The organism is Sphingomonas sp. (genome assembly GCF_035998645.1).
Classification (GTDB): domain Bacteria; phylum Pseudomonadota; class Alphaproteobacteria; order Sphingomonadales; family Sphingomonadaceae; genus Sphingomonas.
This window is the reverse complement of sequence record NZ_DASYHL010000004.1, coordinates 26,160-42,431: the sequence shown is the minus strand read 5'-3', so window position 1 is coordinate 42,431 and position 16,272 is coordinate 26,160. Positions and strand designations below refer to the sequence as shown.

Below are 16,272 nucleotides of genomic sequence, written 5' to 3'. Positions count from 1 at the left end.
GGTGGCCCGGCTGGCATTTGTGGTTACAGGCAGGTACATGGATTCCGTGTCCGAGTTCCGCCATCCCATCCGCCCGCGCGCCATCGCCAATTGGCTGACGGTCGTCGCCATCCTGATCGTCCTGATCGTCGTCGTCGGGGGCATCACGCGCCTGACCGAATCGGGGCTGTCGATTACCGAATGGAAGGTCGTTTCTGGTATCCTTCCGCCGCTTTCCGAAGCAGCGTGGCTGGCCGAATTCGACAAGTATAAACAGATCCCGGAATATCAGCAGGTCAATCAGGGGATGAGCCTGGCTGCGTTCAAGTTCATCTATTTCTGGGAATATATCCATCGCCTGCTGGCCCGCGTGATCGGCTTTGCCTTTGCCGCGCCGCTGCTGTGGTTCGCGTGGAAGCGCGCGATTCCCAAGGGCTATGGCCTGCGCCTGACCGGCCTGCTGGTGCTGGGCGGGCTGCAGGGTGTCATCGGCTGGTGGATGGTCAGTTCGGGCCTCGCCGAGCGCACCGATGTCAGCCATTTCCGGCTTGCTGCGCACCTGTTGCTGGCGCTGTTCATTCTCGCGTCGCTGACCTGGACGATCCTCGATTTGCGTCATCTCGCGCGCGATCCGGCGTATCGGCCCGCGCGGCTCACCGGCTTCGGTTTCGTCGTCGCGCTGATCCTGTTCGTGCAGCTGCTCTATGGCGCGTTCACTGCGGGGCTGAATGCCGGTCTGGTGACGAATGAATGGCCGATGATGAACGGCAAGTTCTTCCCGTCCGAGGTGCTGGCGGTCCGGTCGCTGCTCGACGCGGCGGTGAATGATCCGGCGATGATCCACTGGATTCATCGCTGGTGGGCATGGGTCGCGGTCGTCGCGTTGATCCTGCTCGCCCGCCGTGCCCGCGCAGCAGGAAGCCGCGCGGCATCGGTCGCGATCCACAGCGCATTCGGCGTCCAGATCCTGCTCGGCATCGCCACGGTGATGACCGGCGTGGATATCACGCTGGGCGTGCTCCATCAGTTTGTCGGCGCGCTGTTGGTGATCGCCACAGCGTGGGGCCTGCATGTCACAGGGCGGCGCGTGCGCGGCTATCGCGCATGAGCGACATTGCGCTGGTCCACGCGACCTTCGCCGATGCAGGCGAGGCTGAGCGGATCGGACAGGCGATGGTTGAGGCGCAGCTCGCCGCCTGCGTCAACCTGCTCGGGCCCTGCACCTCCATCTATCGCTGGCGGGGCGTGGTCGAGCGCGGTGACGAGTATCGCGCGCTGTTCAAGACCACGCCGGAGCTGGCGCGCGAACTCGCCGACGCCATCGCCGCAGCGCACAGCTATGATCTGCCGGTGATCGAAATCTGGCCGGTCGCGGCGGGCGACGCGGTTCTGGATTGGGTCCGGGCCGAAACGCGGTGATCGCCGTCGCGCTACTGATCGCGACGCAGGCCGCGCCCGTGTTCGCGCCTCCGCTCGACCGGCCGCTAGTGATGACGACCGAAACGGTGCGGACCGAAGGGACGACGACGCGCCGCTTCATTGCGCATCGCACTGTCAGGTTCTCGGCGGCAGCGGACGGCTATCGCGTGGCGGTGACGCTCGATGCGGCCGCGCCGGGCGAAGACGACAGCGATCCGGCTGGGCTGTTGCGCGCCGGCTTTGCAAGGCTGGCGGGGCGCACCGTCGTGCTGCAACTCGACCGCGCCGGCTCCGTGGTCAGCATCGACGACCTCCCCGCGACCTGGCGCGCAGTCATCGACGGGATGGGGGCGCTGGCGCCGACCGGCACCGATCCGGAGACCCGGCAGCGCGCCGCCCGCGTCCGCGCGATCGTGGCAACGCTCGCGGTGCAGCCCGAAGCGACACAGCGTCGAATGATCGGCTCACTCGTCACCCCACTGATCGCCCCCGAACTGGTCGCCGAAGCGGCAACCCCCGCCCCGCCGCGCGCGGTGCGGGTTCCGGCGACCTCGATCTATGGCAAGGCCGAGTTGGACGGACTGCGCGCGGTGCGGGCGCGGCCCGAGGGGATCGAGATATCGGTCAGCGCGACCGGCCCGGTCGCGGTCGGGACGGCCAGCGCGACCATCACGCTCGAAACCCTGCGCCGCGTCGATCCCGCAACCGGACTGGTCGTCGAAAGCCGCGAGCAGGTCGAGACCCTCGCCCCCGATGGCAGCCTGCACTCCGAACGGCTGACCGTGACCCGGCTCACGCGCTAGTTTGGCCGTTGCCGCAGCGATCCAGTTCACCCGGGCCGACCGCCAAGGTATTCCAATACCCGTCAGCAATCCCGCCATTTGCTTGACTTTTGACTCCCATTTCGTCAATTGGCCGCCGTTCGCGCCGTCCTGCGCCAGTTTGGCAAGGGGCGGCGTCATTCATTTAAACCCAAGAGGTCTGGCCCCATGAAGGCGCTCATGAAGACCACCAAGTCGGTAAAGCCGGCCGAGGTGGAGAAGAAGTGGCATATCGTTGATGCCGAGAATCTGGTCGTCGGTCGCGCTGCGGTCGTCATCGCCAACGTTCTGCGCGGCAAGCACAAGACGAGCTTCACCCCGCACGTCGACTGCGGTGACAATGTCATCGTGATCAACGCGGACAAGGTGCGCTTCACCGGCAAGAAGCTGGCGGACAAGGTCTATTACAAGCACACCGGCTATGCTGGCGGCATCAAGGAAGTCACCGCGCAGAAGGTGCTCGAGGGTCGCTTCCCTGAGCGCGTTCTGGAAAAGGCGGTCGAGCGCATGATCCCGCGCGGCCCGCTGGGCCGTCAGCAGATGCGCAACCTGCGCATCTACAAGGGCGCCGAGCATCCGCATGAGGCGCAGAACCCCGAGGTCCTCGACATCGCCGGCATGAGCCGCAAGAACAAGGTGGGCGCATAATGTCCGACAATCGCCAGTCCCTTTCCGATCTGGGTGCGATCGCCGACGGCGCGCCTGTTGCCGAAACCACTGAAGCCGGCGTTGCGACCCCGGCGGTTTCGACCATGCCGCTGCGTCAGCAGGAAATCGACAAGCTCGGCCGCGCCTATGCGACCGGCCGTCGCAAGGACGCCGTTGCCCGCGTGTGGCTGAAGCCCGGCTCGGGCAAGATCACCATCAACGGCCGCGATCAGGAAGTCTATTTTGCGCGTCCGACGCTGCGTCTCGTCATCAACCAGCCGTTCGGCGTTGCCGAGCGTGACGGCCAGTATGACGTGATCTGCACCGTCAAGGGCGGCGGGCTTTCGGGCCAGGCCGGCGCGGTCAAGCACGGCATCGCCCAGGCGCTGACCAAGTATGAGCCGACGCTGCGCGCGCCGGTCAAGGCGGCCGGGTTCCTGACCCGCGATCCGCGCGCCGTCGAGCGCAAGAAGTACGGCAAGGCGAAGGCCCGTCGCAGCTTCCAGTTCTCGAAGCGCTGATCGACCGACAGGTTCGATCTTCGACATGCGAAAGGGCGGTCCGCACGGGCCGCCCTTTTTCGTTGGGCGTCGTAAGATACCCCGCCAGAGGGCTGCTCCAACAACGCTTTCTACTGAAGAACGCCAACGAACCGCAGCATCCGGACCTGTGGCGCCAAAGCCTCTATCCGCGTGAAAATACACGCAAATGTAACAAGGAGGCACTTGACGTCCGGCGGTAGCAGCATAGCCTTCCTGCATCCAAGTCCGGCCTGGGTGGTCGGGGCTTAACTTTGGGGGCCCTCATGTATTTCGCTCGTCCGCAGCAGCGCGTCCGCGCATCGCTTCTTCTCTCTGCAGCCGCATTTGGCCTCACGGTCGCCGGTGGCGCGCAGGCCCAATCGATGCGGGCCGGCGACCTTGTCGAGGAATCGCCGGAGACGTTCCGGATTTCGACGCTCGGCGCTGCCCCGCAGCCGGGCGATTCCGGCGTGTCCACTAGCGCCATTTCGGCGGCATCAACGATCGCGGCGGTGCCACCCGCGCCGAGCGGCGGCTATTATCTGGCGAATGGCCAGCGTACGACCGACTATGCCGCGGCGATCGCCTCATGGCGCAACGACGCACAGTTTGCGGTCGATTATACCAAGGCTTTTCTGGGCATGGAGCATGCCTATGCGTTGGGCCTTTCCGGTCGCGGCCAGACGATCGGCATCAACGATTCGGGCGTTTTGCTCGAGCATCCGCTGTTCAGCGGCGCAGGAAAGATCTCAGGGATCCGTACCGTCGTTCCCGATACCTACGGCAATGACGGTAAGGTGAACCCGCGCCGTCCCTGGGAAATTCACGGCACCCATGTCGCCGGCACGGCAGCTGGCGGGCGTAGCGCGAACGGCGTGATGTTCGGGAACGCGTTCGGCGCCAACATCCTTTCGGCGACGACAAACTTTTCCGCTGGTGACTTCCTGTGGTGGAAGGATCAAATCCTTGACGGCACGACGGTTGCGACCGCCCAGCAGAATATTGTCGATCTGGCGCGCACCGGCAGGGTTCGAATCATCAACAATAGCTGGGGGTCGAATACGTCGCTGCCGTACACGGCCTCGATGGCAACTGCGCGGGCGCAGTTCCGCCAGGTGCTGAACGGCTTTTATGATCCGGTTCTCGCCAACGACGTTCTGGTGGTCTTCTCCGCCGGCAACGGCTCGGGCGTGCACGCCAGCATCGATGCCGTAACCCCCCTGAACGACCTTCGTCTTCGCTCGAACTGGCTTTCAATCGCTAATTATCAGGCAAACGGCACAGCGGCTGCGTCGACGAGCTTGTGTGGTCAGACCGCGACCTGGTGTGCCGCTGGCCCGGGCAGCTCAGTGGTTTCCGGTATCAACACCTATACGGTCAACACAGTCGCGATTCGCGACACCTACCGGGCGGCTTATCCCGCCATCTACTCTGCGGGATCGCTCGGCCAGTTGCAGAACGCCGCGACCAATGCCTGGTTGACCGTACTCAATGGCTACCTGTCGCGTCGCGCCGCGGCCGAGCTCGGCGGCCTCCCGTTCGACGAGGCAGCCGAGTATGCCAATGCTGCGCAACAGGCGGTTGCGATCACGCTCGCTTACGGTAGCCGGTTTATCGGCGGAGACCTGAACGGATACACCAGCGTGCTGGCAAACATCCTGACCGCGCCCGGGAACGTTGCGATACTGGGGCGCGACTTCTCGGCAGCGGTGCTGGTTCAGGCCGACGCGCTGCTTACCACTAAACTTCCCGATTTCGTGACCTTCACTGGTCCCGGTTATGGAGCGCTGACCGGCACGTCGATGGCGGCCCCGAACATTTCGGGCTTTGCTGCGGTGCTGATGGAGTTCTTCCCGGACTATAACACCGGCCTGATCGCGGACATCCTGCTTTCCAGCTCCAGGGATCTCGATACCGCTGGCGTCGATCTACGCTCCGGTTGGGGTGCGCCGCAGATGGATGTTGCGCTGGCCGGCCCGACCGCACTGCGCCAGACGCGCGACGTCAATGTCTCGATGGGGACCATCGATATCTGGAGCAACAATATCCAGGACGCCCGGGATCGCTACGCGCCGGAAGTGCTGGCAGGTTTCCCCGATGATATTGGCGGCATTGTTAAGCGTGGGGGCGGCGAGCTGATCTTGGCCGGCGTCAACAGCTACAGCGGCGCGACGCGCGTGGACCAGGGCACCCTTACTGTAAACGGCAGCCTGACCCGGTCGGGTCTCACCGTTGCATCGGGCGGGACCCTCGGCGGCAACGGCACGCTGACGTCGCTGACCGCACAGTCGGGCGGCATTGTGTCGCCAGGCAGCGTGGGCGCCATCGGAACCCTGACCGTCGGCGGCGCGGTGACGCTCGCTTCCGGCAGCCAGTTTGTCGTGGATATCGGCGCCAGCGGGACATCCGACCGGATTGCCGCCGCCACCGCCACCCTGGGCGGCGGGACGATCACGCTGCGGCCGGTTGGCCGTCTGCCGCGGTTCGGCGACAGCTACACCGTTCTGACCGCCACGGGCGAAGTGACCGGCACCTTCGGGACCGCCACGTCCTTCAGCGCGATCCTCTTCCCGCAGGTGAGCTACAGCACCAATGCGGTGCGTGCCACGGTCGCCGCACGGCCATATGCGGGCGTTGTCGCGAGCACGCCGGTCCAGACGTCCTATGCCCGCCTGCTCGATGGCAACCGGTCGAGCTATTCGACGCTCACGGGCATCTACGATGCCCTCGACCTGCAGAGTGCAGCCACCATCCAGGGCTCGCTCGAAGCGATCGCCCCGCGCGCCGAAACGACGCGCCGCGCGATTGGTGTCACCGCGACCGACAACATGGCGCGCTTCTTCCGGGATCGCACGTCGATGATGTCCGCTTCGACGTTCGAAGGCGGGGCGCTCACAATGATCGGTAAGCCAATCGAGTTCGCAGCGAACGCAATCGCCCTGCCGGGCCAGAATGAGGTCGTGGCCGATTCACCGGCGGCGATGGTTCGTGAAGGTGCGTTGCCGGAGAACGTCGCCGCCTATCTCGCCGGCGGCTATCTCAAAGGCTCTGGTGCGGCGATGCCCGGCACCACGCCAGCTGGCGATCGTGACTCATTCGACGGCTTCTACATCGTCGGCGGGCTGGAAGCGCGGGTCAGCGACACCGTCGCGCTGGGGTTTGGCCTCTCCTATTCGAGTATCGAAGGGGAGCGGACATTCGGTCAGTCGGCCAAGGGTGAATTGATCCAGGGCACGCTGTACGGGCGGCACGGTGCGACGCTGGGCATCTCGGTCGATGCTCAGGTGAGCGCCGGCGTGTATCAGTCGGCCACCCATCGTACCGGCAGCTTCGCGGGCACCAGCTTTGACCTGCGCGGCCGCGACAATGCACTGGCGCTGTCGAGCGAACTGGGCGTGAACTATTGGGCCGGCAGCGAGAAGCTGCGGTTCGGTCCACGCGTCGCCCTCCGCGCGAGCCGCATCGGACTGACGCCGACAGTCGAAACCGGCACTGGCCCCGCGCTGTTCCTCGATGGGGACAATGTCGATAGCGTACAGGGACGGGCCGGACTGCAGCTTGACGGGGGTGCGAGTGCCTTCCGCCCATTTGCCTCGGCTTATCTGGTTCATGATTTTGTCGAACAGCCCGGCTATTTCAATGCCGGCTTCGCTGCCGGCAACGCGACACGCGCACCATTCCTGGTCGCATCGCAGGATCGCAACTGGGGCGAACTGGGCGGTGGGTTTGCCTATCGGACAGGCAATGTCACGTTTTCGGTCGCAGCAGACGTCACCGTGGCCCGCTCCGACGTTCGCAACAGTTCCTATCGGGCCGGCCTGAAGGTCGCGTTCTGACACATGGACCGGGGCGGCTCGCGCCGCCCCGGATCCGGCTGCGCCGTGACCGACGCGCGTGGCATCTGAGGGGGGGGGCTTATCGCGTGCCGGCTTTGCTGCCCTTCCTGGTTCTGCAAATGGCGCTGCCGACCGAATCGGCGCCCGATACGCTACCGACATTCTTCTACAATCGAGCCGGCTCGACGGATGCGATGCGGACGGCCGAGATCACGCGTTGCCGGTTGATCACTACTGCGCCCATGGGATCTGCCGAGACGACAGCGCCGCTCACGCCCGCCGAGCCCGAGTCATTTTCGCGCGATACTGGCCCTTTGGACTCTGTCGATTCCTGCATGGTCACAAGAGGATGGCGGATCTACGCGCTGTCAGAGCGTGATCGCGAGATGCTGCTCCGGCTTTCGCCTTGCGCCCGGGCGCGCGCGCTCGGCGCGCTGGCCGGGGCGCGGCGTCCGTTGCATGGACGCCTAATCCGCGGCGGAGGCACGCCACAGCTTAGGGACCCTGCAGCCCGGTAGTACTAGCCGTCACCAGCCGCCGTCACAGGGGCAAGTCTGGAGCCCCCATGTGCCGCGCTATCGTCTCGATCCCTACACCGAGGCGCAGTTCATTGAACGAAGGCGCACTGTCCCGAACGCGCTCCGACAGCGTGCCAGCGCCGATCAACCTGATCTCGCGCTCCTCCACGACATGCCGGACGTCGAACGGATCATGCACATGGCCGGTCAGCACGCCATGCACACCCGCTTGTGCCAGCGCCTCCAGCGCCGCACGCCCGCCGCGCGTATTCGATGTACTCCGCGTCCCCGCCTCGACCAGCGGATGGTGGCAGGCGACCAGCACGACATGCCCGTCCGGTGCATCGGCGACCTGACTGAGTGTTCGGTTGATCGCCCGCCCGCTGACATAGCCTTTCGACCAGTTGAGCCGGAGTTGAGCGCGCGCCGTCGTCTTGAGCGGCACGATCGACACGCCGCGCAGGTCGAGCGGGCGCTCGATCATCCGCTCCAGCGCCTGAAACCGGCGATAGGGCGTCACGAACCGCGCCCAGGGGTTGAAGTAAGGCAGGTCGTGATTGCCGACCTCGACCGTGATCGGTCGTCCGAGCGATTCGAGCCACTCCTGCGCCGCAGCGAACTCGTGCTGGCGCGCGCGCATCGTCAGGTCGCCGGTGACGATCACCGCATCGGGCTGCTCCTCGGCGACACGATCGGCAAACCAGTCGAGTGCGGCGCGGTCTTCGGCGCCGAAATGAATGTCGCTGACATGGAACAGCCGGATCATGCCATCGTCTCCCGCGTGGATAGGAACACCGGCGCGGTGGTCCCGCTGCCCACGATGGTCCCCGCCTCCAGCGTCACCGGCTCACCGTCGAACAACGCGAGCACCGGGCGGCTGCTGAACGGCGCGATTTGCTGCGCCCGGCGTTGAGTCACCGCACGCGCGGCGACCCAATCGCCGGTCAGCCACGACCAGCCAAGTTCCGCAATCGCGCCCCAGTCGCGCGCATCAATCGCATCGACGCGCAGCCCGGTATCGGTCGGCGCGACGAAGATCGCCTGATAGCGTGCGTCCATGCCCGGCACTCCGCGGACCCTGAGCCCCCGGCCAAAGGTGCGCCGCCACGCGTTGCGCACGGCACCGAACATCCGCGCCAGCCGCCCGGCGCGGGCAGCCTCACGCGCCCGGCCCCAATGCGCCGCCGGACCAAGGATCAGGCCGACAAAGGCACGGTGCGGCCCTGCCTCGACATAGGGCATCGCCACCCGGCGCGCCGCGCGATGGGCGGCATGGACGATCGCCGCCGGATCAGCGTCGCCGTGCAGCGCCTTGGCCAGCATGTTCATCGTGCCCCCGGGCAGGATCAGGAATGCGCCATCCCACCCGGCCAGCGCGCACAGCGCCGCATTGATCGTCCCGTCGCCCGCGAACAGCACCACCGTATCGATATTGGCGACGTCGAGCGCTGCGGGATCGGGAATAGCATCGTCGGGAAAGCGGGTGCGCCCAGCCAGCGTAAGGCCGCGCTCGTCGAACACCGCCTCCAGCGCTGCGCACTTCTCCTGCGTGGCCGAGCCGGATTGCGGATTGGTAATGAACCACAGACGTTCCATGCCGCGCCAACGCATGACGGGCGGATTGTTTCGCGTCGCGCACAAAAAAGGGGCCGCGCGTGCGGCCCCTTCCGGTAGTGGAACGACCTGCTCAGCCCTGCTGACCAGCGTCCGCTCCGTCATTGTCGTTCTGCTCGTCCGGCGCGCGGTCGCCCTGCGGGTCCCGCTGCTCGCGCGGCTGCTGATTCTGCTGCCGATCGACATTCTGGTTGCCCTGCTGGTTCTGCTGGCCGCCTGGGGTCTGGTCCTGCTGACGCTCGTTCATGTCACTCTCCTGGAATCGCCCACTCATGGAAGCTCAACCGATGGGGAGCGCAAAACGGTCCTCGGCTCGTCGCATTGTCCGGCGGGGCCAGAATCAAAAAAGGCCCGCCAACTCAATGAGCTGGCGGGCCTATAATGGTGGGCGTGGCAAGGATTGAACTTGCGACCCCTGCGATGTCAACACAGTGCTCTACCACTGAGCTACACGCCCACTCGCCTTGCGGCGAATCTCGGGAAGCGGCGCTTTAGCGGGGGTCGTCTCCCCTTGCAAGCACCTGATTTCAATTAGAGCTCGGCACCTGCTCCATCTCGAACAATCGGTCAACTTCCAGCACCAAATCGCGCAGGTGAAATGGCTTGGACAGCACGCGTGCCTGCGGCACCTGCTTGCCTGCCTTCAGCGTGACGGCGGCGAATCCGGTGATGAACATGATGCGCATGTCGGGCGCGATCTCGGCGGCGCGTTGCGCCAGCTCGATCCCGTCCATCTCCGGCATCACGATGTCGCTGAGCAGCAGATCGAACCGTTCGGTCTCGATCAGCGGGAGCGCGGCGGTGCCGCGGTCGACCGCGGTGACGGCATAGCCGGACTTTTCGAGCGCGCGCGACAGATATTCGCGCATCACCTGATCGTCTTCGGCCAACAAAATCCTGATCATTCACCCCTCGCCCGCGGCCGATGCCTGCGCCTGCTCACCACGATACTATGCGCGAAGCCCTTAAGAAATTCCAGCCATGCGACCCCGGCCATGTCTGGTTCGGTCAGCCGGACGTTGCGATGACGCGCATCGGAGCATAGGGTTTGGCAGGTGAGCGTGCCACCGCCCTTTCATCGCCACGGGCCAGAGCTTCCGGCCTCGCCGATCGTGCTGTCGGTTCCACATGCCGGGCGCGATTATCCTCTGCCGCTGCGGGCGGCGCTCCGCGTGCCGCTGCACAGCCTGCTCCCGCTCGAGGACCGCCACGCCGATACGCTGGCGCTGGCGGCGCGGGGGATCGAAACCACGCTGGTCGCGACGCGGCCGCGTGCCTGGATCGATCTCAACCGCGCCGAGCATGAGCGCGACCACCGGATCGACGAAGGTGCTGACCCGGTGCCCGAGGCGGCACAGTCGCTCAAGCTGCGTAGCGGGCTCGGCCTCATCCCGCGCCGCGCGGGGGGAGCCGAGCTGTGGCGCCGCCGCTTCGCCGCAGAGGAGGTGCGGGCGCGGATCGAGCAGGATCACCGCCCCTATCACGCGGCAGTAGCCGATGCCTTGGCGGCGGCGCGGGCGCGGTTCGGTGTCGCGGTGCTGATCGACGTCCACTCGATGCCCCCGCTCGGCGTCGGCGCGGCGCGCCTGGTCATCGGTGATCGCTTCGGCCGGTCGAGCGCCGCCCGCTTCGTCGCACGGATCGAGGGCATCGCGCATGCCGCGCGGGTGCGCAGCGCGCTCAATACGCCCTATGCCGGCGGCCATGTGCTCGAGCGCCACGCAGATCCGGCGGGCAACATCCACGCGATCCAGCTGGAGTTCGACCGCAGCCTGTATCTCGACCGCCGCCGCGATCAGCCGGGACCGGGTTTGGAAGAGACAGCACGCCTGCTACGCGCAATCATCGATGCGGTCGCCGATGAGGCGCTCCCGCTCGCCGACGCTGCGCAGTAAGCCCCGGATTCGCTTCACGCATAAAAAAACCGCCCGGTGTTACCACCGGGCGGCCTAGGTTCAGGGAGGAGACACGCCCAAGGGCGTGCCGCGCGGGTCCGCGAAAGGGGGGACACGAAACCGCGCTACAAACTTTATAGTTACGCTTGACCGTGGCTTCAAGGCCACAGTTCAAAATGCGACGAGTGGAGGGTTGCGGCGGGGCCAGCCCCGTCATTTCCAGCCGAGATCGGCTGGAGTGCTTTCAGTTAGGCGGCACCGGCCCGCTCCCCCACCCGGCCACCCAACGACAGTGTATTCTATGGGTGGCCGGGTGGGGGAGCGGGCCGGTGCCGATTCAGCGAAGCTGAAACTGACCTTGGGTTCACCTCCGGAGCCGGCTGAGCGGCTCCGGAGCGAATAGGTCAGACGGCCGGAGCGATCTGCGGCGCGACGGCGCCCAGCGCCATCTGGCGACCGAAAATCTCGCGGACCAAGCCGAGCGAGAAGAGGTGGGCGTAGATCAGCGGCAGCATGCCGTTCTGCTGAATCTTGCGCAGCTGGTCGCCGCGCAGCTCGTTGAGCTTCGCCTCATCGACCATGCGGAAGCCGCGATAGATATAGGGCTGAGCAGCGCCATCCGGCTGGATCGCGACTTCGCCATCCATCAACAGGCCCATGTCGTTCAGCTCCTTGAGGAACGCGCCGGTCTTCTGACCCGCGATCTCAAACTCCTCGTTGAACTTCAGGATCTGCTGGACCAGCTCGGTCGGCTTGCCGTCCTCAAACAGGGCATCGCCCTCATCGAACGCGCCGATCGAATCGGTGCTCGGATCGAAGCACAGCGACAGCTCTTCCGAATCCGGACGCAGCCGGGCGAGCAGGAACGGATAGCGACGGATATAGGCCGGGATGTACATCGGCTCGGTCCCGCGCGGCTTGCCATCGGTGTCGAAGAAGACGTTGACGCCTTCGTTCAGGCCCATCAGCGCCAACGGCACCGGCTCGTCACCCGCCGAAAACACGATCGGCATATACCGCTGAACCAGCGGGAATTCTTCGACGGTCAGCGGCACCGCGTGCTGCTTGCCCACAAACGGCGCAGTGGTGGCCGGACGAATACGGAAATTGCCATGCATCTCGCTCGAGAGCGGGAGAAGGTCGTTATAGAAAACGGGAAGACCCTGTGCTTGCGGCGCGCTGGCCATGAAATTCTCCTGGATTTAGGTGTGCGCGGTCTATTGGTCGGCGCGCGCGGGTGCAAGCGTAACCAGTTTCCCCGGATTGAACAGATTGTCGGGATCGAATGCGCGCTTGATTGCGGCGAGCGCGTGCATGCGCGCGGGCGATGACAGCCGCGCCAGTTCGTCGCGCTTCATCTGGCCAATCCCATGCTCCGCCGAGATCGATCCGCCCGCGGCGACCACCAGATCGTGGACGAACGGACTGATTCGCGCCGAATTCTCCGCGACCCAGCCGCGATCGGCCCCTGCCGGTGCACGCACATGGAAATGGACATTGCCGTCACCCAGATGCCCGAACGCGCCCGCGCTGGTACCGGGGAAGGCCACCTCGACCGCCGCCGCGCCGTCGATCATGAAGTCGGGCATCGCCGCGACCGGGACCGAAATGTCGTGCTGCAGCGCGGGTCCGCTCGCGCGCTCGGCTTCCGAAATCGAATCGCGCAGCTTCCACAGCGCTTCGGCCTGCGCCTCGCTCGCCGCAATCGCCGCATCGCGAATCAGGCCGCGCTCCAGACCCGCCGCGAGCAGCCGCTCGAGGATTTGTGCCGGCGCCTCCGCACCGGTGTCGCTCGCCACCGATTCGATCAGCACATGCCAGGGATGCGGCCCCGCCAGCGGATCGCGCGTGCCGGGGATGTGCTCGAGCACCAGCGCCAGCGAATGCGCGGGCACGATCTCGAAACTCTCGATCGAATCGGTCGCGGCTTCGCACAGCCGCAGCAGCTCGAGCGCGGCGTGCGGCGATTCGACCCCGACCCAGCCGACCGCGCGCGCAGCCACGGCGGGGACCAGTTTCAGCGTCGCGGCGGTGATCACGCCCAGCGTGCCCTCCGCCCCGACCAGCAACTGGTTGAGGTCATAGCCGCGATTGTCTTTCTTGAGCGGGGCAAGCCCGTCATGGATGCTGCCATCGGGCAGCACCGCTTCGACCCCCAGCACCAATGCGCGCATCGTCCCGAAGCGCAGCACCTGAGTCCCGCCGGCATTGGTCGACACCAGGCCGCCGATCGTCGCGCTGCCCTTTGCCCCCAAGGTCAGCGGGAAGCGGCGCCCCCGCGCCAGCGCGGCATCGTGCAGATCGGACAGGATCACTCCGGCCTCCGCTATCGCAAGCCCTGCATCGGCATCGACCCGGCGAATCGCATTCATCCGCCGCAGCGACAGGATCGCGGCAGTGCCATCGGCAGGCGGAGTCGCACCGCCGACCATCGATGTATTGCCACCCTGCGGCACCAGCGGCACGCCATGCGCAGCGGCGAGCGCGACGAGCGCGGCGACATCTTGCGTCGATCGCGGCTGGAGCAGCAGCGCCGATGCGCCATGGTAGCGCCCGCGCCAATCGGTCAGCCAGGGTGCGATCGCATCCGAATCGGTCACCACCGCGTCCGCACCGATTCGTTGCGCGACGGCGGCGGCGAGAGCGGACAGGGCGGCGGCGGGATCGGGCGCGGTCATGGCGGCGCGCTACCATGATGGGACGGCGCGGGGCAATTCATCCACTGTTCAAGAGCGGCGCGTATAGGGCATCATGTAATGGTGAAGCTGTTGATCGCGTCCCTGTCTGCTGCGCTGCTGCTGCCCCTCGGAGCCTCGGGGCAGGGCACGGTGCAGCCGTCGGCAGGCGCGTCCACCCGCCTCGCGCAGGTGCGGATCCAGCAACATATCGTGATCCGCGTGCCGCGCCCCGATCCGGTGCGCCGCATGGCCGCCCCGCCCCCTGCGCCGCTGCCGCCGATCGCCTGGGTCGAAAAGCGCACCGACGATTGCGTCAGCGCCGACGCGCTGTCGGGTGCGGCGATCATCCGGTCGGATAGCGTGGATCTAGTCCTGTCGGGGGGCCGACGCGTGCGGGCCAAGCTGGGCAGCGAATGCCCCGCGCTCGATTTCTATGCCGGCTTCTATGTAAAGCCCAACAAGGACGGAAAAGTCTGCGCCAAGCGCGACGTGTTCCGCTCGCGGGCGGGCGGCGAATGTCGGATTCGGTCGTTCCGCGCGCTGACGCCCGAACGCTGATCAGCGTTTACCTTGACTTTTTGCGCGCTTTCCCGGAGAGCGCCTGTGTTTACTTTGAGGGGCGAGCCCCCGTTTTTCCGGACATCTGAATGAGCTTTGCCGATCTCGGCCTCTCTGACGAATTGCTGAAGGCCGTTACTGAGGCCGGCTATTCCGAACCCACCCCTATTCAGCGCCAGGCGATCCCGTCGGTGCTGATGATGCGCGACCTGATCGGCATTGCCCAGACCGGGACGGGCAAAACCGCGAGTTTCGTGCTCCCGATGATCGATGTGCTGGCCGAAGGGCGCAGCCGCGCGCGGATGCCGCGCAGTCTGATCCTTGAGCCGACCCGCGAACTCGCGGCGCAGGTGGCCGAGAATTTCGAGAAATACGGCACCTATCACAAGCTCAGCATGGCGCTGCTGATCGGTGGCGTTCAGATGGGCGATCAGGTCAAGGCGCTGGAAAAGGGCGTCGACGTCCTCATCGCTACGCCGGGCCGGCTGATGGACCTGTTCGGTCGTGGCAAGATCATGCTGAACGACTGCAACCTGCTGGTGATCGACGAGGCGGACCGGATGCTCGACATGGGGTTCATTCCCGATATCGAGGAAATCTGCACCAAGCTGCCCGCGAACCGCCAGACGCTGCTGTTCTCGGCAACGATGCCGCCGCCGATCAAGAAGCTGGCCGACAAGTTCCTGTCGAACCCGAAGACGATCGAAGTCGCTCGGCCCGCCAGCACCAATCTGAACATCACCCAGCGGCTCGTACCCGTCAGCAACAGCGCCGCCGCCAAGCGCGAAGCGGTTCGCCGCCTGCTCGAGCGTGAAGATGTGCGCACCGCGATCATCTTCTGCAACCGCAAGACGACGGTGCGTGAGCTCAACAAGAGCCTCAAGCAGCACGGCTATCGCTCGGCGGAGATCCATGGCGACATGGACCAGTCGTCGCGCATCGCCGAGCTCGACCGGTTCAAGGCGGGCGACGTCAACATCCTGGTCGCGTCCGACGTCGCCGCGCGCGGGCTGGACATCAAGGGCGTGAGCCACGTCTTCAACTTCGACGCGCCCTGGCACCCGGACGATTATGTCCACCGCATCGGCCGCACCGGTCGCGCGGGGGCGACCGGCACCGCCTACACGCTGGTGACCAGCGCCGATGCCGAAGCGATCGAGAATATCGAGAAGCTGCAGGGGCAGAAGATCGAGCGGATCGGCGAAATTCCGGCAGGTGAGCCTGAAGAGGCGAAGAAGCCGCGTGGCCGCAAGGCCAAGCCGGCGAAGGACGCAGCCGTCGAGGCTCCGCCCCGCGAAGCCAAGCCGCGCGACGAGCAGCCCCGCGAAGAAAAGCCCCGTGAGGATCGCCCGCGCGAGGCACTGCCCCGCGATGAGCGCCCGCGTGACGACCGTCCTCGCGATGACCGTCCCCGCGACGCGCGCCGCGACGAACGCCCCCGCCGCGACCGCCGTTATGAGGGTCGCGACGATGGCCCGGACGGCAAGGACGATGGCGGCTGGAACGGGCCGATCCCCGACTTCCTGAATTTCACGATTCCCGCGTGACCGGGTCTGAGGACGAGGATGATTTCCTCGCCTTCACCCCGGTCCCCGGCGTTGCCAGTCCGTGCATCGGCGTTTGCCGCATGCGCGATGACGATGTTTGCGAAGGCTGTCTGCGCACGCTCGACGAGATTGCGGAATGGTCGGTTGCCAGCGACGCACGTCGTAGCGCGATCCTTCGGCGCATCGCGGCGCGCTGAACACCCTGTCCTTTTGGCACCCAGCGACCCAGACCTGACCC

16 protein-coding genes and 1 tRNA gene are annotated in these 16,272 nt (G+C 66.0%); 10 read left to right on the top strand and 7 right to left on the bottom strand.

The genetic code is table 11. The annotated features are described in order from the left end of the window. Window positions 1-37 precede the first annotated feature (37 nt). The 6 genes from VGN66_RS09685 (at window position 38) to VGN66_RS09660 (ending at window position 7,224) form a co-directional block, all read left to right on the top strand. On the top strand, window positions 38-1,087 hold the full coding sequence (locus VGN66_RS09685) for a COX15/CtaA family protein (protein ID WP_327518621.1): 1,050 nt from the start codon (window positions 38-40) through the stop codon (window positions 1,085-1,087). Further along, the gene (cutA, locus tag VGN66_RS09680; protein ID WP_327518620.1) at window positions 1,084-1,398 is read left to right on the top strand and encodes a divalent-cation tolerance protein CutA; all 315 of its coding nucleotides are present in this window, start codon (window positions 1,084-1,086) and stop codon (window positions 1,396-1,398) included. The genes VGN66_RS09685 and cutA overlap by 4 nt, the downstream gene beginning before the upstream one ends. After that, window positions 1,395-2,201, top strand: a complete 807-nt coding sequence (locus tag VGN66_RS09675; RefSeq protein ID WP_327518619.1) for a hypothetical protein — start codon at window positions 1,395-1,397, stop codon at window positions 2,199-2,201. The genes cutA and VGN66_RS09675 overlap by 4 nt, the downstream gene beginning before the upstream one ends. 186 nt (window positions 2,202-2,387) lie before the next feature. After that, window positions 2,388-2,867 carry a 50S ribosomal protein L13 gene (rplM, locus tag VGN66_RS09670; RefSeq protein ID WP_224923342.1) on the top strand — a complete coding sequence of 160 codons (480 nt, stop codon included), beginning with the start codon at window positions 2,388-2,390 and terminating at the stop codon, window positions 2,865-2,867. Beyond that, window positions 2,867-3,388, top strand: coding sequence for a 30S ribosomal protein S9 (rpsI, locus tag VGN66_RS09665; protein WP_327518618.1), 522 nt, complete (start codon window positions 2,867-2,869; stop codon window positions 3,386-3,388). The genes rplM and rpsI overlap by 1 nt, the downstream gene beginning before the upstream one ends. A 512-nt stretch (window positions 3,389-3,900) precedes the next feature. Further along, the gene (locus VGN66_RS09660; RefSeq protein ID WP_327518617.1) at window positions 3,901-7,224 is read left to right on the top strand and encodes a S8 family serine peptidase; all 3,324 of its coding nucleotides are present in this window, start codon (window positions 3,901-3,903) and stop codon (window positions 7,222-7,224) included. A 540-nt stretch (window positions 7,225-7,764) separates the two neighbouring features. Here VGN66_RS09660 and VGN66_RS09655 read toward each other — a convergent pair. The 5 genes from VGN66_RS09655 to cpdR all read right to left on the bottom strand — a co-directional run bounded on the left by VGN66_RS09655 (window position 7,765) and on the right by cpdR (window position 10,261). Then, window positions 7,765-8,508 carry a metallophosphoesterase family protein gene (locus tag VGN66_RS09655; RefSeq protein WP_327518616.1) on the bottom strand — a complete coding sequence of 248 codons (744 nt, stop codon included), beginning with the start codon at window positions 8,506-8,508 and terminating at the stop codon, window positions 7,765-7,767. Next, window positions 8,505-9,338: an acylglycerol kinase family protein gene (locus VGN66_RS09650; RefSeq protein WP_327518615.1), complete on the bottom strand. Its 834-nt coding sequence runs from the start codon at window positions 9,336-9,338 to the stop codon at window positions 8,505-8,507. Before VGN66_RS09650 ends, VGN66_RS09655 begins: the two co-directional genes overlap by 4 nt. Window positions 9,339-9,429: 91 nt before the next feature. Continuing rightward, window positions 9,430-9,603 carry a hypothetical protein gene (locus VGN66_RS09645; protein ID WP_327518614.1) on the bottom strand — a complete coding sequence of 58 codons (174 nt, stop codon included), beginning with the start codon at window positions 9,601-9,603 and terminating at the stop codon, window positions 9,430-9,432. Window positions 9,604-9,738: 135 nt separating this feature from the next. After that, window positions 9,739-9,813 (bottom strand) — tRNA-Val (locus VGN66_RS09640). Window positions 9,814-9,883: 70 nt separating this feature from the next. After that, window positions 9,884-10,261, bottom strand: coding sequence for a cell cycle two-component system response regulator CpdR (cpdR, locus tag VGN66_RS09635; protein WP_327518613.1), 378 nt, complete (start codon window positions 10,259-10,261; stop codon window positions 9,884-9,886). A gap of 150 nt (window positions 10,262-10,411) precedes the next feature. Between cpdR and VGN66_RS09630 the strand changes: the two genes are divergently transcribed. Continuing rightward, a complete protein-coding gene (locus VGN66_RS09630) occupies window positions 10,412-11,251 on the top strand; it encodes an N-formylglutamate amidohydrolase (protein WP_327518612.1) in 840 nt (279 codons plus the stop codon). 404 nt (window positions 11,252-11,655) lie between these two features. Here VGN66_RS09630 and VGN66_RS09625 read toward each other — a convergent pair whose 3' ends face one another. Continuing rightward, on the bottom strand, window positions 11,656-12,438 hold the full coding sequence (locus VGN66_RS09625; protein ID WP_327518611.1) for a SapC family protein: 783 nt from the start codon (window positions 12,436-12,438) through the stop codon (window positions 11,656-11,658). 30 nt (window positions 12,439-12,468) lie between these two features. Beyond that, window positions 12,469-13,929 (bottom strand): FAD-binding oxidoreductase, encoded by a 1,461-nt coding sequence (locus tag VGN66_RS09620; protein ID WP_327518610.1) that lies wholly within the window; start codon window positions 13,927-13,929, stop codon window positions 12,469-12,471. 81 nt (window positions 13,930-14,010) lie between these two features. On the opposite strand from VGN66_RS09620, the gene VGN66_RS09615 reads away from it, so the two are divergent. From VGN66_RS09615 to VGN66_RS09605, 3 genes are all read left to right on the top strand, one after another. Further along, a complete protein-coding gene (locus VGN66_RS09615; RefSeq protein WP_327518609.1) occupies window positions 14,011-14,487 on the top strand; it encodes a hypothetical protein in 477 nt (158 codons plus the stop codon). 89 nt (window positions 14,488-14,576) lie between these two features. Continuing rightward, window positions 14,577-16,034, top strand: coding sequence for a DEAD/DEAH box helicase (locus VGN66_RS09610; RefSeq protein ID WP_327518608.1), 1,458 nt, complete (start codon window positions 14,577-14,579; stop codon window positions 16,032-16,034). Beyond that, complete coding sequence (locus VGN66_RS09605) at window positions 16,031-16,231, top strand: DUF1289 domain-containing protein (protein WP_327518607.1); 201 nt, start codon at window positions 16,031-16,033, stop codon at window positions 16,229-16,231. Before VGN66_RS09610 ends, VGN66_RS09605 begins: the two co-directional genes overlap by 4 nt. Window positions 16,232-16,272: the final 41 nt, after the last annotated feature.